21 protein-coding genes are annotated in these 24812 nt (G+C 71.4%); 9 read left to right on the top strand and 12 right to left on the bottom strand.

All coding sequences use genetic code 11. The features are described 5' to 3' along the window. Positions 1-34 precede the first annotated feature (34 nt). A complete protein-coding gene (locus tag ACZ6JS_RS07050) occupies positions 35-2074 on the bottom strand; it encodes a hypothetical protein (protein ID WP_469296327.1) in 2040 nt (679 codons plus the stop codon). A 345-nt stretch (positions 2075-2419) separates the two neighbouring features. Here ACZ6JS_RS07050 and ACZ6JS_RS07045 point away from each other — a divergent pair, with 345 nt between their 5' ends. The 6 genes from ACZ6JS_RS07045 (at position 2420) to ACZ6JS_RS07020 (ending at position 11766) form a co-directional block, all read left to right on the top strand. Then, positions 2420-3955, top strand: a complete 1536-nt coding sequence (locus ACZ6JS_RS07045) for a leucyl aminopeptidase (protein WP_469296325.1) — start codon at positions 2420-2422, stop codon at positions 3953-3955. A gap of 283 nt (positions 3956-4238) precedes the next feature. After that, on the top strand, positions 4239-5627 hold the full coding sequence (gene lpdA, locus ACZ6JS_RS07040) for a dihydrolipoyl dehydrogenase (RefSeq protein ID WP_392066384.1): 1389 nt from the start codon (positions 4239-4241) through the stop codon (positions 5625-5627). Positions 5628-5681: 54 nt separating this feature from the next. Then, positions 5682-7451 (top strand): 2-oxoglutarate dehydrogenase, E2 component, dihydrolipoamide succinyltransferase, encoded by a 1770-nt coding sequence (sucB, locus tag ACZ6JS_RS07035; protein ID WP_469296323.1) that lies wholly within the window; start codon positions 5682-5684, stop codon positions 7449-7451. A gap of 133 nt (positions 7452-7584) precedes the next feature. After that, positions 7585-8208, top strand: a complete 624-nt coding sequence (locus ACZ6JS_RS07030; protein WP_030654838.1) for a GntR family transcriptional regulator — start codon at positions 7585-7587, stop codon at positions 8206-8208. Between the two features lie 220 nt (positions 8209-8428). Further along, positions 8429-11110: a pyruvate dehydrogenase (acetyl-transferring), homodimeric type gene (gene aceE, locus ACZ6JS_RS07025; protein WP_469296321.1), complete on the top strand. Its 2682-nt coding sequence runs from the start codon at positions 8429-8431 to the stop codon at positions 11108-11110. A gap of 137 nt (positions 11111-11247) precedes the next feature. Continuing rightward, positions 11248-11766 (top strand): DUF4240 domain-containing protein, encoded by a 519-nt coding sequence (locus ACZ6JS_RS07020; RefSeq protein ID WP_469296455.1) that lies wholly within the window; start codon positions 11248-11250, stop codon positions 11764-11766. 9 nt (positions 11767-11775) lie between these two features. Here the strand turns inward: ACZ6JS_RS07020 and ACZ6JS_RS07015 are convergent, their stop codons facing one another. Next, positions 11776-12546, bottom strand: a complete 771-nt coding sequence (locus ACZ6JS_RS07015) for an SDR family NAD(P)-dependent oxidoreductase (protein WP_469296319.1) — start codon at positions 12544-12546, stop codon at positions 11776-11778. Between the two features lie 85 nt (positions 12547-12631). Between ACZ6JS_RS07015 and ACZ6JS_RS07010 the strand changes: the two genes are divergently transcribed. Further along, complete coding sequence (locus ACZ6JS_RS07010) at positions 12632-13285, top strand: TetR family transcriptional regulator (RefSeq protein WP_469296318.1); 654 nt, start codon at positions 12632-12634, stop codon at positions 13283-13285. A gap of 56 nt (positions 13286-13341) precedes the next feature. Here ACZ6JS_RS07010 and ACZ6JS_RS07005 read toward each other — a convergent pair whose 3' ends face one another. Together ACZ6JS_RS07005 and glnA are read right to left on the bottom strand one after the other, a co-directional pair. Then, on the bottom strand, positions 13342-13899 hold the full coding sequence (locus ACZ6JS_RS07005; RefSeq protein WP_469296317.1) for a hypothetical protein: 558 nt from the start codon (positions 13897-13899) through the stop codon (positions 13342-13344). Positions 13900-14039: 140 nt separating this feature from the next. Beyond that, positions 14040-15449, bottom strand: coding sequence for a type I glutamate--ammonia ligase (gene glnA, locus ACZ6JS_RS07000; RefSeq protein WP_030654817.1), 1410 nt, complete (start codon positions 15447-15449; stop codon positions 14040-14042). Between the two features lie 185 nt (positions 15450-15634). Here glnA and ACZ6JS_RS06995 point away from each other — a divergent pair, with 185 nt between their 5' ends. Next, a complete protein-coding gene (locus tag ACZ6JS_RS06995; protein ID WP_469296315.1) occupies positions 15635-16102 on the top strand; it encodes an RDD family protein in 468 nt (155 codons plus the stop codon). An 81-nt stretch (positions 16103-16183) separates the two neighbouring features. Here the strand turns inward: ACZ6JS_RS06995 and ACZ6JS_RS06990 are convergent, their stop codons facing one another. From ACZ6JS_RS06990 to ACZ6JS_RS06970, 5 genes are all read right to left on the bottom strand, one after another. Further along, positions 16184-16882 (bottom strand): DUF4191 domain-containing protein, encoded by a 699-nt coding sequence (locus ACZ6JS_RS06990; protein WP_469296314.1) that lies wholly within the window; start codon positions 16880-16882, stop codon positions 16184-16186. 10 nt (positions 16883-16892) lie between these two features. After that, positions 16893-17090: an SCO2195 family GlnR-regulated protein gene (locus tag ACZ6JS_RS06985; protein ID WP_469296453.1), complete on the bottom strand. Its 198-nt coding sequence runs from the start codon at positions 17088-17090 to the stop codon at positions 16893-16895. 248 nt (positions 17091-17338) lie between these two features. Further along, positions 17339-18304 carry a lipoyl synthase gene (lipA, locus tag ACZ6JS_RS06980; protein ID WP_469296312.1) on the bottom strand — a complete coding sequence of 322 codons (966 nt, stop codon included), beginning with the start codon at positions 18302-18304 and terminating at the stop codon, positions 17339-17341. A gap of 119 nt (positions 18305-18423) precedes the next feature. Next, positions 18424-19215, bottom strand: a complete 792-nt coding sequence (gene lipB, locus ACZ6JS_RS06975; protein ID WP_469296310.1) for a lipoyl(octanoyl) transferase LipB — start codon at positions 19213-19215, stop codon at positions 18424-18426. Between the two features lie 76 nt (positions 19216-19291). Further along, complete coding sequence (locus ACZ6JS_RS06970; RefSeq protein ID WP_469296309.1) at positions 19292-19612, bottom strand: hypothetical protein; 321 nt, start codon at positions 19610-19612, stop codon at positions 19292-19294. 172 nt (positions 19613-19784) lie between these two features. On the opposite strand from ACZ6JS_RS06970, the gene ACZ6JS_RS06965 reads away from it, so the two are divergent. Beyond that, positions 19785-21224 carry a regulator gene (locus ACZ6JS_RS06965; RefSeq protein ID WP_469296307.1) on the top strand — a complete coding sequence of 480 codons (1440 nt, stop codon included), beginning with the start codon at positions 19785-19787 and terminating at the stop codon, positions 21222-21224. A 103-nt stretch (positions 21225-21327) separates the two neighbouring features. Here ACZ6JS_RS06965 and ACZ6JS_RS06960 read toward each other — a convergent pair whose 3' ends face one another. The 3 genes from ACZ6JS_RS06960 to ACZ6JS_RS06950 all read right to left on the bottom strand — a co-directional run bounded on the left by ACZ6JS_RS06960 (position 21328) and on the right by ACZ6JS_RS06950 (position 24741). Then, complete coding sequence (locus tag ACZ6JS_RS06960) at positions 21328-22599, bottom strand: FAD-dependent oxidoreductase (protein ID WP_469296305.1); 1272 nt, start codon at positions 22597-22599, stop codon at positions 21328-21330. 153 nt (positions 22600-22752) lie between these two features. Then, positions 22753-23643: a TIGR01777 family oxidoreductase gene (locus tag ACZ6JS_RS06955; protein WP_469296303.1), complete on the bottom strand. Its 891-nt coding sequence runs from the start codon at positions 23641-23643 to the stop codon at positions 22753-22755. A gap of 426 nt (positions 23644-24069) precedes the next feature. After that, positions 24070-24741: a VIT1/CCC1 transporter family protein gene (locus tag ACZ6JS_RS06950; protein WP_469296451.1), complete on the bottom strand. Its 672-nt coding sequence runs from the start codon at positions 24739-24741 to the stop codon at positions 24070-24072. Between the last annotated feature and the right edge of the window lie 71 nt (positions 24742-24812).

The following is a 24812-nucleotide window of genomic DNA, read 5'->3' as shown; positions in this document are numbered from 1 at the left end:
CAGTAGGTGTTACCGGTGGTGGTCGGCCGGTGGGTCAGCTGGGCAGCTTGAGCGTGACGGCGCTCTGCAGCAGCTCGGGGCCGGTCCAGGCGGAGCGGTTGCCGGCGTAGGCGGTGCCGAAGTCCGACGTGCCGAGCAGCATCTGCTTCTTGGTGCCGTTGGGGGCGGTGACCGGGGCCACGACTCCGGACGGTGCCTTGATGGTGACGTCGTTGCCGATGCGGTAGGCCGTGACCTTGCCGGCCGCGAGCGCCTTGTCCCAGGCGGCGCGGCGCTGGAGCTCGACGCCGGTGTCCTTCATGGACTGGTTGACGATCGGCGCACTGGGTGCGTAGAGGGCGCGGTAGGTGTCGAGGACCTGGTTGAGCACGGGGTAGAGGGTCCGGTCCTCGGCGAGGTTGGACTGGTGGACGTAGTGCGGCCGCGGGTCGTTGGCCAGGACGTGCCGCAGGGCGGTGCGGGCCTCGGCCGGGACGATGTGGTCCAGGTAGCCGGTGTTGACGTCCAGGGGGGCCGGCAGGCAGGTGGAGGTCGCCGGGTTGTCCTCGCAGACGCCGCTCCCGCCGTGGGCGCGGCTGGTGTAGATCCAGTTGTACTCGTCGGCCATCTCGGCGTTGGTGCCCGTGTTGTAGTACACGTTCATCGGGTGCCGGGGGACGGTGAGGGTCGAGCCGATCGCCCGCTGGGCGGGCTCGCGGGAGTTGTCGCTGCCGGCCCACTTGACCCCGTTGTCGGCGAGGGCGCCGGCCAGGTTGGGGTTGTCCACGGGCTGCTGCGGAGCGGTCTTCAGGCCCGAGTGCTCGCCGGTGACGAGCTCCGACCGGTCGAGGGTGATGCCCTTGGAGGCGGCCCAGTTGTTGTTGTCCCGGATCTGGGCGGAGATCTCGGCGCGGCTCATGTACTGGACCACCCCCTGGGCGTCCTTGGTACAGGTCCACGGGGTGACGGCGGTGTTCTGGACGCAGCCGAGGAACGGGTGGGTGTAGGTGTGGTTCATCCACCGGTACTTGGCGCGGTCGGCGACGAGTTGGGCGGTCAGCGCGTCGACGCCGCCGTTCTCGGCCTTCCACTCCTCGCCGGCGCCGCCGTTGAAGAGCATGTCCAGCTTGAAGTTCTTGGACGTCTGCCACTGCGCCGCGTACACGGCGTCGGCGGCGCTCATCCGGATGGTGCTCTCCTTGCCCTCGCCGCCCGCACAGGCGTAGTCGCCCGGGGTGCAGTTCAGCTCCTTGTTCCAGCGGGCGTCGGGGGCGAAGACGTCGTCGACGTGGACCGCGAAGTAGTTGCGGCTCTGGCCGAGGTGCACCCCTTGCGTCAGCCAGTCGACGATGCCGCGGGCGAGCAGCCGGAACTGCTGCTGGTACTGGTTGTAGCCGAAGGTGACGACCAGTTCGCTGCGTCCGTCGTGCGTGTACTCGCCCACGAGCGAGGCCCGGCCGGAGCCGACGGGGGCGTCGACGTAGCTGGTGTAGCCGGGGCGCGGCTTGCCCATGTAGCCGTAGCTCTCGGGGACGAGGGCGGAATTGTCCTCGAAGGTGAGCTGCCCGCCGAGGTAGGCGAAGGGGCCGGCCTTGCCGGCGGTGGTGACGGCGGCCTGGGTGCCGTCGAGCTGGCCCGCGAAGCCGCCGTTGTCGGTGTATTCCAGCCCGACGCCCGGATGGGCCCAGGTGTAGGCGTCGACCTGGCGGATCCCGTACGCCGTCTCGTACGCGGTGAGCGCGGCCATCTCGGCGGAGCCCTCGCCGAAGGGGTTCTCGTTGGGCAGGACCACACCCTGGTACTTGGCGCGCGGCCGGCCGGTCGCACTGTCGGCGGGTTCGCTGAGGAACGCCGCGTTGATGACCGGGCGGCCCGCGCTGCCCAGCTGGACGCGGGTGTAGGGCACTCCGGTGTCCCGGAGCTCCGCGGTGATCGCCTCGACCGAGCTGCCGCCGTCGTCGACGACGAGCACCTTGAGGTCGATCCGCGGTGGTGCCACGGCCGCCCGGGCGGTCGCGGCGGGTACTGCCACGGACACCAGGGCGGCCGCGGCCATGACGGCGGCCAGCCTGTTCATCCGGTTCTTGTTGACCATTTCGGCCTTTCCCCCCGCAGGCATCCCTCGACACGGCCCTTGGCGGTCGGCCGGGCCGGGGAGGCTCTGTGGAAATCATGCAAAGGAACCCCGCGTCCCCTTGCGAGAGTGGACCGAGTCTTTCGGACCTCGTCAGGTCTACGGGGCAAACCTGGAGCAGAGTCCACGGATGGGTGAACCTGGCGGCTTCTTGATCGAACAACTTGCCAAACCTTCGAGTGACGTACGGGCGAGCCGTGCGCGTAGGCTCCTTTCAGGCGGCCGTCGGGCCCCGAATACGATCGCCACGGATGGCCGTCCACCCACTCGGCCCACACACACAAACGGAAGCGAGACTTCACCACCGTGACTGCTCTGACTCTCAGCACTGCCGGCGCGGCGACGCTGCGCGCCGACGCCCTCGTCGTCGGTGTCGCCAAGGGCCCCAAGGGTGCGATCGTCGCCGCGGGCGCCGAGGCCGTGGACAAGGCGTTCGACGGCAAGCTCGCCGGTGTCCTCGACGCACTCGGCGCCTCGGGTGCCGAAGGCGAGGTCACCAAGCTGCCGGCCCCGGCAGGCCTCAAGGTCCCGGTCGTGCTGGCGGTGGGGCTCGGCTCCGTCCCCGAGAAGGACGAGTCGTTCGACGAGGAGGTGCTGCGCCGCGCCGCCGGCGCCGCCGCCCGCGCGCTGCACGGCAGCAAGAAGGCCGGCTTCGCCCTCCCGCTGGAGGACGCCTCCGCCGTCACCGCCGTCGCCGAGGGCGCGCTGCTGGGCGCGTACGCCTTCACCGCCTACCAGGGCGGCGAGAAGAAGGCCGGCAACGGCAAGGACTCCGGTCCGAAGCAGCCGCTCGCCGAGGTGGCCCTGCTGGGCGCCAAGCCGCGCGACAAGGAGCACAAGGCCGCCGCCGAGCGCGCCGCGGTCGTCGCGGCCGAGGTCAACGTCGCCCGTGACCTCGTGAACACCCCGCCGAACGACCTGACCCCCGAGGCCTTCGCCGCGGTCGCCTCCGCGGCCGCGAAGGAGAACGGCGTCAAGGTCCAGGTGCTGGACGAGAAGGCCCTGATCAAGGGCGGCTACGGCGGCATCATGGGCGTCGGCAAGGGTTCCGAGAACCCGCCGCGCCTGGTGAAGCTGACCTACACGCACCCCAAGGCGGAGAAGACCCTCGCCTTCGTCGGCAAGGGCATCACCTACGACTCGGGCGGCATCTCCCTGAAGCCGGCCGGCCACAACGAGACGATGAAGTGCGACATGGCCGGCGCCGCCGCCGTCTTCGCCTCCGTCGTCGCGGCCGCGAAGCTGGGCCTGCGGGTCAACGTCACCGGCTGGCTCGCGCTCGCCGAGAACATGCCGTCCGGTTCCGCCACCAAGCCCGGCGACGTGCTGCGCATGTACAGCGGCAAGACGGTCGAGGTCCTCAACACGGACGCCGAAGGCCGCCTCGTCCTCGGTGACGCGCTGACCAAGGCCTCCGAGGACACCCCGGACGCGATCGTCGACGTCGCCACCCTGACCGGCGCGATGGTGCTGGCCCTCGGCGACCGGACCTTCGGGATCATGTCGAACGACGACGCCTTCCGCACCTCGATCCACGAGATCGCGGAGGAGGTCGGCGAGTCCTCCTGGCCGATGCCGCTCCCCGCCGAGCTGCGCAAGACCATGGACTCCCCCACCGCCGACATCGCGAACATGGGTGTCCGCATGGGCGGCGGCCTGGTCGCCGGCCTCTTCCTTCAGGAGTTCGTCGGCGAGGGCATCACCTGGGCCCACCTCGACATCGCCGGCCCGGCCTTCCACGAGGGCGCGCCGCACGGCTACACCCCCAAGGGCGGCACCGGCTCGGCCGTGCGCACCCTGGTGCGGCTGGCCGAGCGTACGGCCACCGGCGACCTCGGCTGACGCACCGGTGTGACGCGTGACGCACCCCGGGGCCCGGCGGGCCCCGGGGTGTGTTCAGCCGACAACGAAATCCGTAGGTTTCTACGCAGCGGTAACCCCGGCTTGGGAGAGAACGCCCTCTCACAACGTGGGCCCGGCGTCCCGCGTTCCCCCGACAAATGCGAAGATGGGTTCTCGGCAGGACAGGGCCCCCACCACAGGGCCGAAGAAACAGCGGCCGATTACCAGCCGCCGCCCGGTCACAGAGGACCGGTGCCCGGCGCACATGCATGGAGGACGTGACGTGGCGAACGACGCCAGCACCGTTTTCGACCTAGTGATCCTCGGCGGTGGCAGTGGCGGTTACGCCGCAGCGCTGCGCGCATCCCAGCTGGGTCTGGACGTTGCCCTGATCGAGAAGAACAAGCTCGGCGGCACCTGCCTGCACAACGGCTGCATCCCCACGAAGGCTCTGCTGCACGCGGGTGAGATCGCGGACCAGGCGCGCGAAGCCGCCCAGTTCGGCGTGAAGGCCACCTTCGAGGGCATCGACGTCGCGGGTGTGCAGAAGTACAAGGACGAGGTCATCTCGGGCCTGTACAAGGGCCTGCAGGGCCTGGTCGCCTCCCGCAAGGTGACGTACATCGAGGGTGAGGGCCGCCTTTCCTCGCCGACCTCCGTCGACGTGAACGGCCAGCGCATCCAGGGCCGCCACATCCTGCTGGCGACCGGCTCCGTGCCGAAGTCCCTGCCCGGCCTGGAGATCGACGGCAACCGCATCATCTCCTCGGACCACGCGCTGGTCCTGGACCGCGTGCCCGAGTCCGCGATCGTCCTGGGCGGCGGCGTCATCGGCGTCGAGTTCGCCTCGGCGTGGAAGTCCTTCGGCTCCGACATCACCGTCATCGAGGGCCTCAAGCACCTCGTGCCGGTCGAGGACGAGAACAGCTCCAAGCTGCTGGAGCGCGCCTTCCGCAAGCGCGGTATCAAGTTCAACCTCGGCACCTTCTTCGACAAGGCCGAGTACACGGAGAACGGCGTCCGCGTGACGCTGGCCGACGGCAAGACCTTCGAGGCCGAGGTGCTGCTGGTCGCCGTCGGCCGCGGGCCGGTCTCCCAGGGCCTGGGCTACGAGGAGCAGGGCGTCGCGATGGACCGCGGCTACGTCCTGGTCGACGAGTACATGCAGACCAACGTGCCGACGATCTCGGCCGTGGGCGACCTCGTCCCGACCCTCCAGCTCGCGCACGTCGGCTTCGCCGAGGGCATCCTGGTCGCGGAGCGTCTGGCCGGTCTCAAGGCCGTCCCGATCGACTACGACGGTGTCCCGCGCGTGACCTACTGCCACCCCGAGGTCGCTTCCGTCGGCATCACCGAGGCCAAGGCCAAGGAGATCTACGGCGCGGACAAGGTCGTGGCCCTCAAGTACAACCTGGCGGGCAACGGCAAGAGCAAGATCCTGAAGACCGCGGGCGAGATCAAGCTCGTCCAGGTCAAGGACGGTGCCGTGGTCGGCGTCCACATGGTCGGTGACCGGATGGGCGAGCAGGTCGGCGAGGCCCAGCTGATCTACAACTGGGAAGCCCTGCCGGCCGAGGTCGCGCAGCTCATCCACGCGCACCCGACCCAGAACGAGGCGCTCGGCGAGGCCCACCTGGCCCTGGCCGGCAAGCCGCTTCACTCGCACGACTAGTTCGTCCCGGGCGCGACGACCACTTCCGCACTTTCGTAAGGAGCAACAGAAACCATGTCGGTTTCCGTAACCCTTCCGGCGCTCGGCGAGAGCGTCACTGAGGGCACTGTCACCCGCTGGCTGAAGGCCGAGGGCGAGCGCGTCGAGGCCGACGAGCCGCTGCTCGAGGTCTCGACCGACAAGGTCGACACCGAGATCCCGTCGCCCGTCGCCGGCATCCTGGCCTCCATCAAGGTCGCCGAGGACGAGACCGTCGAGGTCGGCGCCGAGCTGGCCGTCATCGACGACGGTTCCGGCGCCCCGGCCGCGGCCCCTGCCGCCGAGCCGGCCGCTGCCGAGGCCCCCGCCGCCCCTGCCGCCGAGGCCCCCGCGGCTCCGGCTCCGGCCGCCGAGGCGCCCGCCGCCGAGACTGCCGCCGCCCCTGCCGCCTCGGGCACCGATGTCGTGCTGCCCGCCCTGGGCGAGTCCGTCACCGAGGGCACCGTCACCCGTTGGCTGAAGGCCGTCGGGGAGTCGGTCGAGGCCGACGAGCCGCTGCTCGAGGTCTCCACGGACAAGGTCGACACCGAGATCCCCGCGCCGGTCTCCGGCACGCTGCTGGAGATCCTGGTCGGCGAGGACGAGACCGCCGAGGTCGGTGCCCGTCTGGCCGTCATCGGCGTCGCCGGTGCCGCCCCGGCCGCCCCGGCTCCGGCCGCCGCCCCGGCCCCCGCTGCCGAGGCTCCCGCTGCCGAGGCTCCCGCTGCCCCGGCTCCCGCCGCCCCCGCGGCTCCGGCACCGGTCCAGCCCGCCCCGGCCGCGGCTCCGGCTCCGGCTCCGGCTCCGGTGCAGGCTGCCGCCCCGGTGGCCGCTCCGGCTCCGGTGGCCGCTCCGGCTCCGGTGACCCCGGCTCCGGCGTCCGCCGGTGACGAGGGCGCGTACGTGACCCCGCTGGTGCGCAAGCTCGCCTCGGAGTCCGGCGTGGACCTGTCCGCGGTCTCGGGCACCGGTGTCGGTGGCCGTATCCGCAAGCAGGACGTCCTGGCCGCCGCCAAGGCCGCTGCCGCCGCTCCGGCGCCGGCTGCCGCTCCTGCCGCGAAGGCCCCGGCCGCCGCGGTCTCCGAGCTGCGCGGCCAGACGGTCAAGATGACCCGCATGCGCAAGGTCATCGGCGACAACATGATGAAGGCCCTGCACTCGCAGGCGCAGCTCAGCTCCGTGGTCGAGGTGGACATCACCAAGATCATGAAGCTGCGCGAGAAGGCCAAGGCCGGTTTCCTCGCCCGCGAGGGCGTCAAGCTGTCCCCGATGCCGTTCTTCGTCAAGGCCGCTGCCCAGGCGCTGAAGGCCCACGCGGTCGTCAACGCCCGGATCAACGAGGACGAGGGCACCATCACCTACTTCGACTCGGAGAACATCGGCATCGCCGTCGACTCCGAGAAGGGCCTGATGACCCCGGTCATCAAGGGTGCGGGCGACCTCAACCTGGCGGGCATCTCGAAGGCGACCGCCGACCTGGCCGCCAAGGTCCGCGGCAACAAGATCACGCCGGACGAGCTGTCGGGCGCGACCTTCACCATCAGCAACACCGGTTCGCGCGGTGCGCTGTTCGACACGGTCATCGTGCCCCCGAACCAGGTCGCCATCCTGGGCATCGGTGCCACGGTGAAGCGCCCGGTGGTCATCGAGACCGCCGAGGGCACCAACATCGGCATCCGCGACATGACGTACCTGACCCTGTCCTACGACCACCGTCTGGTGGACGGCGCGGACGCGGCCCGGTACCTCACCGCGGTCAAGGCGATCCTCGAGGCCGGCGAGTTCGAGGTCGAGCTCGGCCTCTGAGCCGAACGGCTTGTAACCAGCCTCACTGTCGGCGCCCCCGTCCGGGATACTCCCGGGCGGGGGCGCCGCCGTATTGTCTACGCATCAGGCCCCGCACGACCCTGCACACCCACCAGGAGATGAAGCCCCGATGATCACCCCACCCGTCGTGCACTCGCTGCGCGAGCAGATCCGCGAGCACATCGTGGAGGGGATCGTCAGCGGACGCTGGAAGCCCGGTGAGCGGATCGTGGAGCGGCGTATCGCCGTGGAGCTGGAGGTCAGCCAGACCCCCGTACGGGAGGCCCTGCGCGAGCTGGAGACGCTGCGGCTGATCGAGTCCGCGCCGAACAAGGGCGTGCGCGTGCGCAACCTCTCCGCCGCCGACCTGGAGGAGATCTACCCGGTCCGGGCGGGTCTGGAGCAGATCGCGGCCGAGCTGGCGGCGCCGCGGCTGGCGGCCGACTGCTCGGCGTTGGAGCCGCACGTGGCGGCTCTGTGGGAGGCCGACCGCAGCTCGGACGGCACGGCGCAGGTCCGGCACACGGTGGGTTTCCACCGGGAGATGGTGCGGGCGGCCGGGAACAGCGTGCTGCTGCACACCTGGGAGAGCCTGGGCATCGAGGTGTTCACGGCCCTGTCCATCCGCTGGCTGGGGACCGTCCAGAAGTCCTACGCGGAGGAGCACGAGGCGCTCGTCGAGGCCTTCCGCAGTCGGGATCCGGACATCGGCGTGCTGGTGAAGCGGCACGTCCTGGGATGCGCGCCCCGGGCCTGAGCGGCCGTTACGCCCCGATTCGCCCGGCACCGCGTGCCCGTTTAACTGGCACCCGGTGCCGACTTTCGCCAGAACGACGTTTCTTTGTCACTTTTATTTGATCGATCATCGATCAGGGATTTACAGTCGTCGCGGACCTCAACCAGGTCCATCGACCCTGTCCTGCCCGTCAGGGATTTTCTTCACCACCTCTCCTTTGTCCGGAAGGCGGCGCACAGCGATGTCCGACCCCGTAGGAAAGCTTCCGAGCGAGCTCGACCAGCTCCCGGACCGCGACACCGAGGAGACCGCCGAATGGGCGGCCTCCCTCGACGCCGTCGCAAAGGCCGCCGGTACGCGCCGCGCCGAATACCTGCTCCGCCGCACGCTCCAGCACGCCGAGGCCGCCGGCCTCGCCCTGCCGAAGCTGCTGGAGACGGACTACGTCAACACCATCCCCACCTCCGCGGAGCCCGAGTTCCCGGGTGACGAGGCGATGGAAGCCAGGATCACCGCCTGGAACCGCTGGAACGCGGCGGCCATGGTGACCCGCGGCTCCAAGTACGGCGTCGGCGGCCACATCGCCACCTTCGCCTCGGCCGCGTGGCTGTACGAGACCGGCTTCCAGCACTTCTTCCGCGGGAAGGAGGCCGACGGATCGGGCGACCAGCTCTACATCCAGGGCCACGCCTCCCCCGGCATCTACGCCCGCGCCTTCCTCGACGGCCGGATCTCCGAGCAGCAGCTCGACAACTTCCGCCAGGAGGCCGGCGGCAACGGCCTGCCCTCCTACCCGCACCCGCGGCGCCTGCCGTGGCTGTGGGAGTTCCCCACGGTCTCCATGGGCCTCGGCCCGCTCTCCGCGATCTACCAGGCGCGCTTCAACCGCTACCTGCAGAACCGGAACATCAAGGACACCGCCAACTCGCACGTCTGGGCCTTCCTCGGCGACGGCGAGATGGACGAGCCCGAGTCGACCGCCGCCCTGGCCCTGGCCTCCCGCGAGCAGCTCGACAACCTGACCTTCGTGATCAACTGCAACCTGCAGCGCCTCGACGGTCCGGTCCGCGCCAACTTCCGTGTGGTCCAGGAGCTGGAGGCCCAGTTCCGCGGCGCCGGCTGGAACGTCATCAAGACCCTGTGGGGCAGCGCCTGGGACGAGCTGTTCCGGCTCGACACGACGGGCGCCCTCGTCCGCCGCCTGCGCGAGGTACCGGACGCGCAGTTCCAGACGTACGCGACCCGCGACGTGGCCTACATCCGCCAGCACTTCTTCGGCGCCAACGCCGAGCTGGTCGCCCTCGGCGGCCTGCTCTCCGACGCGAAGATCGCCGAGTGCTTCCACACCTCGCGCGGCGGCCACGAGCCCCGTAAGGTCTACGCCGCGTACAAGGCCGCCCTGGAGCACAAGGGTGCGCCGACGGTCATCCTGGCGCAGACCGTCAAGGGCTACACCCTGGGTGCCGGGTTCGAGTCGAAGAACGCGAACCACCAGATGAAGAAGCTGACGATCGACGAGTTCAAGGGCATGCGCGACCTGCTCGGACTCCCGATCCCGGACAGCGCCTTCGCCGACGGCAAGGTCCCGTACGGCCACCCCGGTGCGGACAGCCCCGAGGTGCGGTACCTCAACGAGCGCCGCGCGGCCCTCGGCGGTCCGGCACCGGCCCGCAAGGTCCACCACGTGGCCCTGCCCGCCCCGGCCGAGCGCTCCTTCGCCCCCCTCATCAAGGGCTCCGGCAAGCAGGAGATGGCCACCACCATGGCCTTCGTCCGCCTCGTCAAGGACCTGATGCGGGACAAGGAGACCGGCAAGCGCTGGGTGCCGATCGTCCCCGACGAGGCCCGTACCTTCGGTATGGAGTCCCTCTTCCCGTCGGCCGGCATCTACTCGCCGCTGGGTCAGACGTACGAGCCGGTCGACCGCGACCAGCTGATGTACTACAAGGAGGCCAAGGACGGCCAGATCCTCAACGAGGGGATCACGGAGGCCGGCGCCATGGCCGACTTCATCGCCGCCTGCACGTCGTACGCGACGCACGGCGAGCCGATGATCCCGTTCTACATCTTCTACTCGATGTTCGGCTGGCAGCGCACCGCCGACCAGATGTGGCAGCTCGCCGACCAGCTCGGCAAGGGCTTCATCGTCGGCGCCACCGCGGGCCGCACGACGCTGACCGGTGAGGGCCTCCAGCACGCGGACGGCCACTCGCACCTGATCGCCTCCACGAACCCGGCGTCGCTCAACTACGACCCGGCCTTCGCGTACGAGATCGCGGTGATCGTCAAGGACGGTCTGCGGCGCATGTACGGCGAGCAGCCCGAGGACGTCTTCTACTACCTGACGGTCTACAACGAGCCGAAGGTGCAGCCGGCCATGCCGGAGGGCGTGGAGGAAGGCATCCTCAAGGGCCTCTACCGCTTCAACCAGGCCTCCGACCTGGAGAACGCGCCGGCCGCCGACGCCGCGAAGATCCAGCTCATGGCCTCGGGCACCGCGATCCACTGGATCCTGGAGGCGCAGCAGCTGCTCGCCGCCGACTGGAACGTGGCCGCCGACGTCTGGTCCGCCACCTCCTGGGGCGAGCTGCGCCGCGACGCGCTGGAGTGCGACGAGGCGCTGCTGCGCGGCGAGGTGCGCACCCCGTACGTCACCCGCGCGCTGGAGGGTGCGGCCGGCCCGGTCCTCGCCGTGTCCGACTGGATGCGCCAGGTCCCGGACCAGATCAGCCAGTGGGTGGAGCAGGACTACACCTCGCTGGGCACGGACGGCTTCGGTCTGTCCGACACCCGTGAGGGCGCCCGCCGCCACTTCGGTGTCGACGCCCCGTCGATCGTGGTGGCCGCCCTGGCCCAGCTCGCCCGCCGCGGCGAGGTACCGGCGTCCGCGGTCAAGGAGGCCCGGGAGCGTTACGGCCTCTGAGCCGTGCGCACGACCGTGCCGGGAGGCGGTCCGTCCCCAGGGGGCGGGCCGCCTCCCGGCTTTTCCAAGGGCGGAACCAGCCCTTCGACGCACACGCGGTGGCGGCGCGGGGGCGCAGCCGTGATGCTGGAGCCGTGATGGACGAAACGGAGTTCTGGGAGATCGTCGACCGTACCCGCGAGGCCGCCGACGGCGACCCCGAGGAGCATGCCGAGCTGCTCGTGGAGCGGTTGGCGCAGCTCGATCCGGACTCCGTCCTGGACTTCGCCCGGCATTTCGAGTCCCGGTACAACCGGGCGTACACCTGGGACCTGTGGGGTGCGGCCTGGGTGCTGCTCGACGGGGCGAGCGACGACGCCTTCGACTACTTCCGCTGCTGGCTGATCGGCCAGGGCCGGGAGGTCTTCGAGGGCGGGGTGCACGACCCGGACCATCTGGCGGAGCTGCTGGGCGACTTCGACGAGGAGATCGACGGGGACGGCGAGGAGCTCGGGTACGCGGCCGACGAGGCGTACGAGCAGCTGACCGGGGCGGTGGCCCCGGACCTGGGCATTGCGTTGCAGGCGGCGGAGCCGGAGGGCACCCCGCTGGACTTCGAGAACGAGGCCGTTCTCGCGGAGCGCTTCCCCCGGCTGTGGGCCCGGTTCAGGGGCTGACGTCCCCGTTCAGCAGTGGGTGCCGCCGTCGATGCGGATCTCGGTGCCGGTGATGAAGGCGCCGTCCTCGGAGCCGAGCATGGCGACGACGCCGGCGACGGTCTCGGGGCCTGCGAAGCCCTGTCCGATGGCCGGGGCGAGCTTGGTGAAGAGGGACCAGTCGGTGTCCTCGGGCAGGCCGGGGCCGCTGCCGGTGGTCATACCGCTCTCGATGGAGCCGGGCGCGACGCTGACGAAGCGCAGACCCTGCTTGCTGTACTCGGCGGCCAGCGCGTGGGTCATGGACTGGATGCCGCCCTTGCTGGCCGCGTAGGCGGACATGTAGGGGTGGGCGAAGGACGCCGAGGTGGAGCTGAAGTTCACGACGACCGGCCGGTCGGCGGCCAGCAGGGCCGGCAGGGACTCGCGGATCATCAGGAAGGTCCCGGTCAGGTTCACCGCGATGACCCGGTTCCACAGCTCGAGCGTGGTCCGATGGGTGTGCGCGGAGCGCAGGATGCCCGCCGCGTTGACGAGTACGTCGATCCCCCCGAGGGTGCGGGTCGCGGCGGCGACGCCTTCCCTTACGGCGCTCTCGTCGGATATGTCGAGGAGCGCGGTGGTGAGCCGGTCTTCGTGGCCCGCGGCGGCGGCGTGGTCGGCGGTGGCCTTGAGGCCGGCCTCGCCGACGTCCACCGCGTGGACCCGGCCGCCCTCGGCGAGGAGGCGGTGGACGGTGGCGCGGCCGATGCCGGAGCCGCCGCCGGTGATGAGGACCCGGCGTCCTTCGTAACGGTTCATGGCGTGAGCGTACCGAAGGCATGGCACGTTTTGTCATGCTGTCAAAAAATGTCTGGGTGAAGGAGGCGAACGATAGGCTGCTTCCGTGAGTTCCCCTCGTCCCTACGCCGCCCAGGCCGGCCCCGCCGCCCGGTCGCTGACCGAGCGCCGCAAGGCGGCCACCCAGCTCGACATCGCCCGCGCCGCCTGTGAGCTGTTCGCCGAGCACGGCCCCGACGGCACCACCGCCGAGGACATCGCCCACCGGGCGGGCGTGGCGCTGCGCACCTTCTACCGCTACTTCCGCAACAAGCAGGAGGCCGTGGCCCCGCTGCTGGCGGGCGGCGGCGACGCCTGGCGCGCCCTGCTCGCGGAGGAGGAGCCGGGCACCCCTCTCGGCGAGGCCCTGGAACGCGCCGTCATCCGGTCGCTGAGCGGCCCGCAGGCGGTCGAGGAGGGTCTGGAGGTGACCCGCGGCCTGCTGCGCGCCGCGGCGGGCGACGAGGCCCTGCGGGCGGTCTGGTACCGGGTGAACCAGGACTCCGAGGAGCGCCTGCTCCCGGTGATCGGCCGGCTGGCGGGGGCGGACGCGGATCTGCGGGAGGTGCGGCTGCTGGCCGCTGCCGCCACGGACTCGATCAGGGTGGCGCTGGAGCTGTGGTCGCGGACGGACGCTCCCGTCTCGGGGCCCGGCTCCCCCGCCGAGCTCGCGGTGCTGTGCTTGCGCGACCTCACAGGCGCGATGCCCCTGCTGCGCTGAACCAGCGCCGCAGGGGCATCGCCCCGGTCCCACGGCCCTCCGTGGTCTGATCGGTGTCAGTGGCCACCACCCCAGCCGCCGCCACCGTTGCCGCCGCCGTTGCCGCCACCCCAGTCGCCGTTGCCACCGCGGCCGTTGCCCCAGTCACCGTTGCCACCGCGACCGTCGCCCCAGTCACCGTTGCCACCGCGGCCATTGCCCCAGTCACCGTTGCCACCGCGACCGTCGCCCCAGTCACCGTTGCCACCGCGACCGTTGCCCCAGTCGTTCCAGTGGCCGTTGCCGCCGCGGCCGGAGTTGTTCCAGTTCGCGTCGTCGTGCCAGTTGTTGTGGCGCCGGTCGGAGTCGCGCCAGTTGTTGTCGCGCCAGTAGCCGCGGTCGCCGCCGACACCCGCGTTGTCCCAGCACCAGCTGGGCCGGTCGCGCCAGTCGCGGTTGCAGCAGTAGTCCCACCGGGCGTCCGAGCGGTGTGAGGGGTACCGGTAGCAGTCGTAGCCGCCGTTCCCGCCGCCACTGCCGGCGACGACCGAGGCCGAAGCACTGGCTACGGGGAGCAGACCTATGGCGATTCCTGCGGCTCCGGCCATGGTTGCCGCAACGATCCTACGGCGCATCCTCATGCACCTCCGAACATGTCTCGCTTATCAGGCCTTTAGGTCATTTCCACCCTCACTCCGCCTGGCTCACCTGTCAAAGCGAAAAGGCCCCCCGCCTCGCTCCGTGGAGCGTGGCGGGGGGCCTCCCATCAGGCATTTTAGAGGTCGAAGTACAGCTCGAACTCGTGCGGGTGCGGACGCTGCGCGATCGGGGCGATCTCGTGCGTGCGCTTGTAGTCGATCCAGGTCTCGATCAGGTCGGGGGTGAAGACACCGCCGGCCAGGAGGTACTCGTGGTCCTCCTCCAGGGCCTTGAGGACGTCCTCGAGGCTGGTGGGCACCTGCGGGACGCTCGCGTGCTCGTCCGGGGAGAGCTCGTAGAGGTCCTTGTCGATCGGCTCCATCGGCTCGATCTTGTTCTTGATGCCGTCGAGGCCCGCGAGGAGCAGGGCCGAGAAGGCCAGGTACGGGTTCGAGGACGGGTCCGGCGCGCGGAACTCGACGCGCTTGGCCTTCGGGTTCGAGCCCGTGATCGGGATGCGCATGGCGGCGGAGCGGTTGCGCTGCGAGTACACCATGTTGACCGGCGCCTCGAAGCCCGGCACCAGGCGGTGGTAGGAGTTCACCGTCGGGTTGGTGAAGGCGAGCAGCGACGGGGCGTGCTTGAGGATGCCGCCGATGTAGTAGCGGGCGGTGTCCGACAGGCCCGCGTAGCCGGCCTCGTCGTAGAACAGCGGCTCGCCGCCGGCCCACAGCGACTGGTGGACGTGCATGCCCGAGCCGTTGTCACCGAAGATCGGCTTCGGCATGAAGGTCGCGGTCTTGCCGTTCTTCCAGGCGACGTTCTTCACGATGTACTTGAAGAGCATCAGGTCGTCGGCCGCGGCCAGCAGCGTGTTGAACTTGTAGTTGATCTCGGCCTGGCCACCGGTGCCGACCTCGTGGTGCTGGCGCTCGACCTGGAGGCCCTGGGCGTCCAGCTCCAGGGAGATCTCGGCGCGCAGGTCCGCGAAGTGGTCGACCGGGGCGACCGGGAAGTAGCCGCCCTTGTAGCGGACCTTGTAGCCGCGGTTGTTCTCCTCGGAACCGGTGTTCCAGGCGCCGGCCTCGGAGTCGATGTGGTAGAAGCCCTCGTTCGCGGTGGTCGCGAAGCGCACGCTGTCGAAGATGTAGAACTCGGCCTCGGGACCGAAGAACGCGGTGTCGGCGATGCCGGTGGAGGCGAGGTACGCCTCGGCCTTCTTCGCGATGTTGCGCGGGTCGCGGCTGTAGGCCTCACCCGTGATCGGGTCGTGGATGAAGAAGTTGATGTTCAGCGTCTTGTCGCGACGGAAGGGGTCCAGGCGCGCGGTGGTGATGTCGGCGCGCAGGGCCATGTCGGACTCGTGGATCGCCTGGAAGCCGCGGATCGAGGATCCGTCGAAGGCGAGCTCCTCCGCCGGGTCGAATGCCCGCGCCGGGATCGTGAAGTGCTGCATCACACCAGGCAGGTCGCAGAAGCGGACGTCGACGAACTTGACGTCGTTCTCCTCGATGTACTGCTTGACTTCGTCGGCGTTCTGGAACATCCAACTCCTCCTACTCCCGACCCCGGGGGAGGGACGGGCTTTATAGCTCGTGGTGCGTCAGTGCGGTGCCGCACGCTGACCCGACCATAAGCAGACGGGATTTCCCAAGCATGACCCATTTGTTTCGCACAAGTTAACCAGGGTCCGGGCGGAGCGCCGTGAGGCGCCACCGGTACCGTGGTCGGGTGGACAACAGACAGGCAATCGGATCCTGGCTCTCCGGCCCCAAGGCGGCCGCCGAGGAGATGGGCGTCGACTTCGGCTATCCGGGCCAGCGGCTCGGCCTGCCGCAGCAGGGCCCCGGCTCCGTGGCGCGCTTCGGGCGCCGGATCGGAGCCGTGGCCCTCGACTGGATCGGCTGCCAGCTCATCGCGTACGGGCTGATCACCGGGGGAAACCTGGGCGCCGCGGGCAACTGGACCCTCGGCCTCTTCGTGGCCCTGACCGTACTGACGGTCGGCACCGTGGGCTTCACGCCCGGCAAGCGGGTCCTGGGCCTGCGCGTGGTCGCGGAGGACGGCGGCCGCCTCGGCATCGTCCGGGTGGTCGTGCGCACGCTGCTGCTGGCCCTGGTCATCCCGGCGCTGATCTGGGACCGCGACGGCCGCGGCCTCCACGACCGCCTCGCGCGCGCCGTCCAGGTCCGCATCTAGCGGCGAGCAGACACAGGGGCGCCCCCCGAGCCGCGGCTCGGGGGGCGCCCCTGTGTCGTATACGAAAATCGGCCGATGCGGTCAGCGCATCTTTCCACCGCGCGGCATCTTCATGCCCTTGGGCATGGGGCCCTTCGGCAGCGGCATGTTGCTCATGAGGTCACCCATGGCACGCAGCTTGTCGTTGACCACGGTGATCTGCGGGCCGGTCAGTACGCGCGGCAGCTTGAGCAGGGTGGTGCGCACCTTCTTGAGCGGCACCTCGCCCTCGCCCGTGCCCACGATGAAGTCGTGGACCGGCACGTCCGGCATGATCCGGGCCATCTTCTTCTTCTCGTTCGCGAGCAGCGGCTTCACCCGGTTGGGGTTGCCCTCGGCGATCAGCACGACGCCGGCCTTGCCCACGGCACGGTGGACGATGTCCTGCTGCCGGGTCATCGCGATGGCCGGGGTGGTCGTCCAGCCCCGTCCCACGTTGTCCAGTACGGCCGCGGCCGCTCCCGGCTGTCCCTCCATCTGCCCGAAGGCAGCCCGCTCGGCCCGTCGCCCGAAGACGATCGCCATCGCGAGGAAAGCCACCAGGAAGCCCAGAATGCCCAGGTAGACCGGGTGGTCGATCAGGAAGCCGATCGCAAGAAAGACACCGAAGGTGACGATTCCCACGCCCGCGACGATCAGACCGACCTTCGGGTCGGCCTTGCGCGTCATCTTGTAGGTCAGGGCGATCTGCTTCAGTCGCCCGGGGTTCGCAGCAGTCTCTGCGTTTGACTTCCTCGCCATACAGCGAAGTTTACGTGGCCTGCGGGGTTCGGGTAGCCGCGGCCTCAAGTACGTGTTCGGTTTCGACCCGGTCCTTCGCCCTCTTGCGGTCCTCCAGGACCGCCGTCCAGGCGTTGCGGCGGGCTCCGCTCATGAGGAGGGACTCGAAGCCCCGGAAGGCGTCGGAGAGCGTCGGGATGGCGATGGCGCGTACTGGCGCGGCCTGCATGATGTCGATCCCTTTCACGATGCTCACGTCTTCGCGAGGTGGGCGGGCGTCTACGGTGCGTGGACCAAGCGTCACTGACTGGTGTTACCAGGGCGTGACCGGTCGGTCAAATGTGATGGACACGTTGCAGACGCCGACGCGGCCCGCCGGGTTCTCTCCTCAGGAAAGAGCCTAGGGGCCGCGTCGATGCCGTATTACTTGTTGGTAGCACTTTGTGCGCGACTTCACACGGACGGTCGCGCCCCGCGTCAGGCGCTCGCGCGCTCCTCGGCTCCGCTGCGCTTCTCCATCGCCTGCTGGTAGAGGCGACCCGCCCGGTAGGACGAGCGGACCAGCGGCCCGGACATCACGCCCGAGTAGCCGATCTCCTCGGCCTCCTTCGCCAGCTCCACGAACTCGGCCGGCTTCACCCAGCGCTCGACGGGGTGGTGCCGCGGCGAGGGCCGCAGGTACTGGGTGATGGTGATGAGCTCGCAGCCGGCCTCGTGCAGGTCCTTGAGGGCCTGCGAGACCTCCTCGCGCTCCTCGCCCATGCCCAGGATCAGGTTCGACTTGGTGACCAGGCCGTACTCGCGCGCCTTGGTGATCACGTCGAGGGAGCGCTCGTAGCGGAAGCCCGGGCGGATCCGCTTGAAGATCCGCGGCACCGTTTCGACGTTGTGCGCGAAGACCTCGGGACGGGAGGCGAAGACCTCTTCCAGCAGCTCGGGCACCGCGTTGAAGTCGGGGGCCAGCAGCTCGACCTTGGTGTGGCCGGCCTCCCGGCCCGCCGTCTGCTGGTGGATCTGCCGCACGGTCTCCGCGTACAGCCAGGCGCCGCCGTCGGCCAGGTCGTCGCGGGCGACGCCGGTGATGGTGGCGTAGTTCAGGTCCATCGTGACGACGGACTCGCCGACGCGGCGCGGTTCGTCGCGGTCCAGCGCCTCGGGCTTGCCCGTGTCGATCTGGCAGAAGTCACAGCGCCGGGTGCACTGGTCCCCGCCGATGAGGAAGGTGGCCTCGCGGTCCTCCCAGCATTCGTAGATGTTGGGACAGCCGGCCTCCTGGCACACCGTGTGCAGTCCTTCGCCCTTCACCAGGGCCTGCATCTTGGTGTACTCGGGGCCCATCTTCGCCCGGGTCTTGATCCACTCGGGCTTGCGCTCGATGGGGGTCTGGGCATTCCGGACCTCGAGGCGCAGCATCTTGCGTCCGTCGGGTGCGACTGCGGACACGACCGGCTCCCTGTGACTTCGATTGTTCGGGCGCCCACCAGGGTACGCCCGTAATTTCGTACGCTCTTACGCCGCTCAACCTGCGGGCGGCCGGACTCATTCCCGCAGCCGGGAGGTCTCTATGCGGTCTCGATCTCGCGGGGCCGCAACTCGGCGTGCTCCAGTACGTCCTTCAGGTGGCGTTCGACGACCGGGAGCACCTCGGCGATGGTGACCTCGCGGCCCAGTTCGTACGAGAGCGAGGTCACACCGGCGTCGCGGATGCCGCAGGGGATGATCCGGTCGAACCAGGTGCTGTCCGGGTTCACGTTGATCGCGAAGCCGTGCATCGTGACGCCCTTGGCGACCCGGATCCCGATGGCGGCGAGCTTGCGGTCCTCGCGCCGCTGGCCGGCGTTGGACGGGGCGTACTCGGGGCCGTTGAGCCGGGGGTCGAACTCCTCGTCGGCGAGCCGCGGGTCGAAGTCGAGGGAGAGGCCGCCGATCTTCGGGCGCTCCTCGACCGGGTCGCCGAGCACCCAGACGCCGGAGCGGCCCTCGACCCGGGTGGTCTCCAGGCCGAACTCGGCGGCGGTGCGGATCAGCGCCTCCTCCAGGCGGCGCACGTGGGCGACCACGTCCACCGGCCGGGGCAGCTTCATGATCGGGTAGCCCACGAGCTGGCCGGGGCCGTGCCAGGTGATCTTCCCCCCGCGGTCAACGTCGATGACGGGGGTGCCGTCGAGCGGGCGCTCACTGGGGTCGGTGCGCCGCCCCGCCGTGTAGACCGGCAGGTGCTCCACCAGCAGGCAGGTGTCCTCGACCTCGTCCGCGAAGCGGGCCGCGTGCACCCGGCGCTGCTCTTCCCAGGCCTGGGTGTACTCCACGGATTCCGCTCCGAAGCCCAGACGGACAAACCCAAGCTCAGCCACCGCAGCGCCTCCTCATTGAACCTGCTGTGTGCACGCACTTCACTGAGCAAGGGTACGGCTGCCCGTGCGGCCCCCTTCAGGGCCCCGCTTCCGGCTCCGGGTCGGACTCGGGGCCGGGCTCCGGACCGGGCTCCGGCAGGCGCGACGGCAGCTGCCTCGGCCGTCGGCGGCCCTTCGGCGGGCGGTCCGGGTCCTCGTCCGCGCGCGGCAGCCGCCGGTGGCCCTCCGAGTGGTCGTTCACCCAGCCGCACACGCCGCAGGCGTACCGGCCGTCCAGCCCCGCGATGTAGGTGCCGCAGCGTCGGCACTCGGCCTCGGTCAGCTCGGGCGGAGGCAGCGGAGCGGTCGAGTCGGGCCGCTCCTGGGGCAGGCGTGACGGGTGGTGCCGGCGGGTCATGGCCCGCAGCGTACGCGGGCGGAGGGGGCGAGTCCGTAAAGAGCCCTACCGATTCTGCACACGATCGGATGAATGTGGGGCAGAGAGGGCGGCACCGGTGAAGTTCGCCGCTACATTCACGCCGTTCAAGGGCCGGGACTCCGGTCCGCCGCGTCAGGAAACCGTGGAGCCGATGACGGAACGACCTGCCCAGCGCGTCCCCAACCGCCAGCTGGCGGCGCTGATCGCGGAAGCCGGGTTCTCCAACGCCGGGCTCGCCCGCCGCGTCGACCAGCTCGGTCTGGAACACGGTCTCGACCTGCGGTACGACAAGACCTCCGTGACCCGCTGGCTGCGCGGCCAGCAGCCGCGCGGGACCACCCCGGCGCTGATCGCCGAGGTGTTCACCCGGCGTCTGGGTCGCCGGCTCTCCGCGCAGGACCTGGGCCTCGACGCATGCGCCCCCGTCTACGCGGGGCTGGAGTTCGCGGCCACCCCCGAGGAGGCCGTGGACATCGCGAGCGGCCTGTGGCGCAAGGACTCCGGCTCCCACGCCGAACTCCGGAAGATCGCCTTCACGCCGGCCGGGCTGGTCGTGCCCAGCCGGGACTGGCTGATCGGGCGGCCCGACGAGCGTGTGGCACGGGGCGCGGAACCGGCCGCCGCCCGCGTCCCGCTCCAGGGCCGGACCTCGGTGCCGCGGCAGCGGCAGATCGACCGGGGGCCAGGGCAGCGCGTGACGGCGGGCGACATCGCCGCGCTGAGATCGGTCGGCGAGCTCTTCCGGACCCTGGACCACACCTACGGCGGCGGGCACGCCCGCCAGGCCCTCGTGCGGTACCTGGAGCACGAGGCCGAGCCGATGCTCCGGGGAACCTACGGCGAGACCACGGGGCGGCGGTTGTTCGCGGCCGCCGCGGACCTGACCCGGCTCGCGGGCTGGACCTCGTACGACATCGCAGCGCACGGGCTCGCCCAGCGGTACTTCGTGCAGGCCCTGCGGCTCGCGCAGGCGGCCGGGGACCGGCCGTACGGCTCGTACGTGCTGGTCACCATGAGCCGGCAGGCGGTCTACCTCGGGCACGGCCGGGAGGCGGTGCAGTTGGCCCGGGTGGCCCAGCAGGGCGTCGGCTCCGGCCCGCCGCCGGTGGTGCAGGCGCTGCTGCACGCGGCGGAGGCGCGCGGGCACGCGGTCCTCGGCGAGGTCCGGGCGGCGACGGCCTCCCTGGTGCGGGCCGAGCGGGCGCTGGGCGCGGCCCGGCCGGGGGACGACGTACCGCACTGGGCGCGCCTGTACGACGAGGCGCAGCTCGCGGACGAGTTCGGGCACTGCCACCGGGACCTCCAGCAGTACCGGGCCTCGGCGCAGCACGCGGAGCGGTCCCTGCAGCTGAGGGCGCCGGGGTTCGCGCGCTCGCGGCTGTTCTGCCGGGTGGTGCTGGCCACGGCACGGCTGGGGCTGGGCAAACTGGACCAGGCGTGCGCGCTGGGCGCGGAGGCGGCGCAGCAGGCGATGGAGATGCGGTCGGTGCGGGCGGTGGAGTACGTACGGGACTTCGAGCGGCGGCTGGAGCCGTACCGGGACGCGTCGGCCGTGCGGACCTACCGGGACCGGGTGGCGGCGCTGTCCTGATCGCGGCGGGATCCGCGCGCCCGGGCCGTCCGGGCGGCCCGGGGGTACGGCAGGGGCCCGGTCCCGAGGCGGGAGGACCGGGCCCCTGGGTCGTGGGTGGTTCTCAGGCCGCCACCGGGAGTGCGGGCTCCGGGGCGACCGGGAGCGGGATGCCGAAGTCGCGCAGGATCGCGCCGCCGGCGCGGCGGGCCGAGTGCAGGGCGCCCTGGACGGTGTTGGTGTCGCGGTGGTCGCCGCACACGTAGAGCCCCGCCAGCACCCGCACCGGGCGGCTCCGGTCGTGCGGCGGGGGCATGGCGGGGACGGCCTCCGGCGTGTGGTGGACGGCCAGCAGCTCCCACTCGCGGGTGCTGGTGTCGTAGAGGCGGGCGAGTCGCGAGGCGGCGGTGCGCAGGACCGGCGGCGGGCCGAGCACGGTCGTGGTGACCAGGCTGCGCCCGGCCGGGGCCCGCGTCGGGTCGACCGCGCTCATGACGGCGGTGTGGGAGACGGGCCAGTTGGGGTCCCCGTCCAGGATCAGCGAGCCGTCCCGGGGCAGAGGGCCGGCGGTGGCATGGTGCAGGACGGTGACCTCGTGGAACGCGGGCACGCGCAGCCCGGGCAGGAGCTCGGCGGCGGCGCGGGCGCCGGTGGCGAGCAGGACGGAGCGGCAGCGGAAGTCGCCGTGCTCCTCGGTGGTGACCAGGTTGGTGGCCACCGACCGGACCCTGACGCCGGTCCGTACGGTGCCGGGCGGCAGGCCCGCTGCGAGCAGGTCGGGCAGGGCCGCCGCGCCGCCTTCGGGCACGGCGAGCCGGCCGCGGGCGAAGGTGCGCAGGGCCAGGTCGGCGACCCGGCTGGAGGTGGTGAGCTCCGGGTCCCGGAGCAGGGCGGCGAGCAGCGGCCGGAGCACGCCGTTCAGGGTGCGGGACGGCAGACCGCGGGTGTGCAGGGCCGCGGCCGCGGTGCGTTCGGGCCGGGCGAGCAGCTTGTCCTCGGGCAGCGCGGCGAGCCTGCCGAGGGCGGCGCTGAGGCGGGCCTGGTCGAGGGAGCCGCTGGCCAGGGCCCGCGCCGGGGTGAGGGACCCGGCCCGCAACTGCCTGCCGTCGGTGTGGACCAGGACGCCGGGCGTGAAGGGGCGCAGGACCAGGGCCCGGAGGGCGTGGGTGCGCTCGAGTTCGCCGTACGCGGTGTTGAGCAACTGGGCGGTCCGGTCGAGCCGGAACCCGTCGGCCGATTCGGTGGCCATCCGTCCGCCGGGATCGTCCGCGGCCTCCAGGACGGTGACCGTGACCCCGGCTGCGATCAGGTGGTGCGCGGCCGCGAGTCCTGAGACTCCGGCTCCTACGATGACGACGTCCGCATGGTGTGCGGCATTGGGTGCGCTGCTGAGCACGTGCCCCTCCCCGAGGTCGGCGCGGCTGTGTGGGGATCCTCCTTCCCTCAACCGGTCGAACGGGAACCCCAGTTGGACCGGGTATTGCGGACAACTCCGGTCGCACGACGGTCGCATCCGGGTCACGAACGGTCGCACACGGTCGCACGCCGATCAGTGGAGCGCGGCGCGGATGGCCTGTTCGATGCCGGGGTCGCGGAAGACGAACCCGGACCGCAGGAGCCTGGTGGGGCGGGCGCGCTGACCGCCCAGCACGTCCCGGGAGAACTCGCCCAGCCCGACGCGCAGGGCCACGGCCGGTACGGGCAGCACCGCCGGCCGGTTCAGTACACGGGCCATGGCGGCGGTGACCTGGCGGTTGGTCAGCGGTTCGGGGGCCGTGAGGTTGACCGGGCCGCTCAGCGCCGGGGTGTCGATGATGTGGCGCAGGGCCGCGACCTCGTCGTGGAGGGAGATGTACGGCCAGTACTGCCGGCCGTCGCCGAGGCGGCCGCCGACGCCCGCCCGGAAGAGGGGGAACATCCGACCGAAGGCCCCGCCCTCCTTGGCGACGACCAGTCCGGTACGGGCGAACGCGGTGCGGATCCCGGCCTGCCCGGCGGGGGCGGCGGCGGCTTCCCACTCCACGCAGACCGAGGGCAGGAAGCCGTGCCCGGCGGGGGTGTCCTCGTCCACGGGCCGGTCGCCGGTGTCCCCGTAGTAGCCGACGGCGGAGCCGCTGACCAGGACGGCGGGCGGCTCGTCGAGGCCGGCGAGCGCGTTCGCGAGCGCGGCGGTGCCCAGCACGCGGCTGTCGCGGATCTTCCGCTTGTAGGCGGCGGTCCACCGGTGGTCCCCGATCCCCGCCCCGGCCAGGTGCACGACGGCGCCGCAGCCGGCCAGCCCGGCCGGGTCCACGTGGCCGCGCTCCGGATCCCACCGCGCCTCGTCAGCGCGGGCCGGATCCCGCCGCACGAACCGCACCACCTCGTGGCCGTCGGCCCGCAGGGACCGCACGAGTGCACTGCCGATGAGACCGGTCGAGCCGGTGACTGCGATGCGCATGGGGCCATCCTGCCGGGTCGCTGCGCTGTGCTCGGGCGGTTCGGGGCGCGTCGCGGTCCTTCGCCGGACGGGCGTGCCCCGGCGGCGTCACGACACGGCGCTCCGCGCCCGCGCCTCAGACGCCGCCGGGGCCGGGAGGGCCCGCCGGATCCGCCCCGACCTCCGAAGGCCAGGCCCCGCCGGAGTTCGAGGCGGCCGTTCCAGCCCCGCCGGCGATCGAGACGGCCGTTCCAGTCCCACCCGCCGGCGATCGTGGCGCGAGGCACCGGGCGAAGCGCCGGGGCCGGGCAGAGCACCGAGGCCGGGCAGAGCGCCAGGGCCGGGCAGAGCCGGGGGCCCGGCAGAGCGCCGGGGGCCCGGCAGAGCGCCAGGGCCGGGCAGAGCCGGGCCCGGCCTGAGGGCCAGGGGCGGGCGGAGGGCGGGGCGTCAGGCGGTCGCGGTGCCGAGCCAGGTGCCGACCGCGTAGGTGACGGCCATGGCCAGGGCGCCGCCGGCCACGTTGCGGGCGACGGCGCGCGGGACCGGGGCCCCGCCCAGCCGTGCGCTGAGCACCCCGCACAGCGTGAGCGCCGCCAGCACCGCCACCACCGTCACCGGCACCCGCGCCGACGGCCCCGGCAGGGTGATCGCCAGCAGGGGCAGCAGCGCCCCCACGGTGAAGGCGGCGAGGCTCGCGTAGGCCGCGTGCCACGGGTTGGCCAGCTCGTCCGGATTGATCCCGAGCTCCACCCGGGCGTGGGCCCGAAGGGCGTCCCGTTCCGTGAGCTGCTCGGCGGCCTCCCGGGCGACGTCCCGGCTCAGGCCCCGCTCCGTCAGCAGATCCGTGAGCTCGTCGAGCTCCGCCTCCGGCTCCTCCGCCAGTTCCCGGCGTTCCATGTCGAGCGCGGCCCGTTCGGAGTCCCGTTGTGAGCTGACGGACACGTACTCCCCCGCTGCCATGGAGAGGGAGCCCGCCAGCAGTCCGGCGACGCCCGCCGCCAGGATCGACGGGCGGGAAGTGGTGGCGCCGGCCACGCCGACCACTAGGCCCGCGGTGGAGATGATCCCGTCGTTGGCGCCGAGCACGCCCGCGCGCAGCCAGTTGAGCCGTGTGCTCATCTCCGCGCTCGCCGGGGCGTCGGCGGTGCCGTGCGCCTCGACGTGGGCCCGGCCGGGCGCCTTTCCCGGGC

The sequence above is a fragment of the Streptomyces sp. NPDC046349 genome (genome assembly GCF_055587885.1).
The sequence above is the reverse complement of the archived record's forward strand: the minus strand, read 5'-3'. Positions and strand labels throughout refer to the sequence as shown.